At 65.6% G+C, this 1,598-nt stretch carries 3 protein-coding genes; 1 reads left to right on the forward strand and 2 read right to left on the reverse strand.

Annotated elements, in window-relative coordinates:
• Positions 1–378: TetR/AcrR family transcriptional regulator (locus MOV75_RS37350; RefSeq protein ID WP_247007907.1), on the forward strand; the 378-nt coding region annotated here is incomplete at its 5' end.
• Positions 379–406: 28 nt separating this feature from the next.
• Here MOV75_RS37350 and MOV75_RS37355 read toward each other — a convergent pair.
• Entirely contained in the window at positions 407–712 is a 306-nt protein-coding gene (locus MOV75_RS37355) for a hypothetical protein (protein ID WP_246928648.1), read from the reverse strand.
• A gap of 112 nt (positions 713–824) precedes the next feature.
• A complete protein-coding gene (locus tag MOV75_RS37360) occupies positions 825–1,475 on the reverse strand; it encodes a response regulator transcription factor (RefSeq protein WP_246928647.1) in 651 nt (216 codons plus the stop codon).
• Positions 1,476–1,598 lie beyond the last annotated feature (123 nt).

Below are 1,598 nucleotides of genomic sequence, written 5' to 3' on the forward strand. Positions count from 1 at the left end.
CGCGCGATCGTCGACGAGCAGGGGCCGGCGCCGGCCAGGCTCGATCGCTGGCTGCGTACGCTGTTCGCTGCCAAGCGTTCCCGCGTGCTCGACGACCCCGAGATGTTCGACACCTATCTGACGCTGGCACGCGAGGCCTGCGCGGCCGTCAAGTGTCACAAGGACACCATGACCGACCAGATCGCGGCGATCCTGAGCGACGGCGTGAAGCAGGGCGTGTTTGCCGTGGACGACGTCAAGACCACCGCGCGTGCCATCTTCGATGCCACCGTCCGGTTCCACCACCCGGCTCATGCCGACGAGTGGAGGGACGCCGATCTCGCCGCGCGCGTGGACGCGACGCTGGCGCTGCTGCTGCGCGGGCTGAAAGCGGGATAGACCGCTGCACCTGCTCAGCGCGTACCAGTCAAACACGCGCCTTCTGAAGATGGACGCCGTTGTGAACCGGTGGCGAGGACGCCGAGCGTCTCCGCGCATGGACGTTCGGCTCGGACGATGGCACGACCGGGGGACTTTCCGGATATGCATTGACCGCGATTTCGACGGAGTCCTTTGACCGCTTGCGCAGGCGGTAGAAGGTCAGCTCCTGATCGAGCATGGGGCAGCGGAAGTGGACGACCGCGGTGTCCGGCAGACGGCAGAGTTCGTCGATGAGCTCGCCTACTGTGATGATCGGGGGATGGTCGACTGCGTTGTGATGACCCTTACTCATGACCGATGACTCCTTCACTCCGGTACTAACCGGGCTCGGATAGTCTCTGTTCCAATCTCGCTCAGCAGATTGAGAAGCTTCCCAGGACCGGGACAGTGCGGCAGCTCTGCTGCTAGATCCTCGTCAGCCCGCACGTCGCCGCGAGGCGCACCAGCTGCGCATCCGTACGCGCGCCGGTCTTGGTCTTGATGAGGTAGTGATAATTCTGCACCGTCTTCACACTGAGATTGAGATGCGTCGCGATCTGCTCGGTGGTGGCGCCGCCGGCGAACTGGCGCAAAATCTCGATCTCGCGTTCGCCCAGTTGATCCAGCACTGAGCCGGTCGACAGGCTGTCCTCGGCGAGGATATGCGCGATGTCGTCGCTCATGGCGCGTTCGCCGCGGGCGACACTGCGGATGGCACCTACCACTGCGGACGGCTCGCTGCTCTTGGTGACGAAACCGCTCGCGCCGGCACTGAAGGCCGCTTTTACCAGCACGGCCTCGTTGTGCATGGTGAAGACGAGGATCCGCGCCCGCGGGCTGCGGGCGCGGATGTTGCGGATCGCTTCCAGCCCGCTCGCGCCCGGCATCGAGATGTCGAGCACGACGACATCGGGGTCATGCGCCTTGAAGGCGCCGTAGGCGTCCGCGGCGTTGTCGGCTTCCGCCACGACATGCAGATCGCCCTGGCTTTCCAGCACGCGCCGATAGCCTTGCCGGACGATCGGATGGTCGTCGACGAGCAGCACGGAGATGCCTGTTGCTGCGACCTCGCTCATTCCGGCCTCACGCGGCGAGCGGGATGGTGGCGGCGACACTGAGGCCGCCGCGGGCAGGCAGGATCGACAACGATCCACCGGCGGCCGCAACGCGTTCGCGGATGCCGGTGAGGCCGAATCCGG

The sequence above is a fragment of the Bradyrhizobium sp. PRIMUS42 genome, from assembly GCF_023006515.1.
Taxonomy (GTDB): Bacteria; Pseudomonadota; Alphaproteobacteria; order Rhizobiales; family Xanthobacteraceae; genus Bradyrhizobium.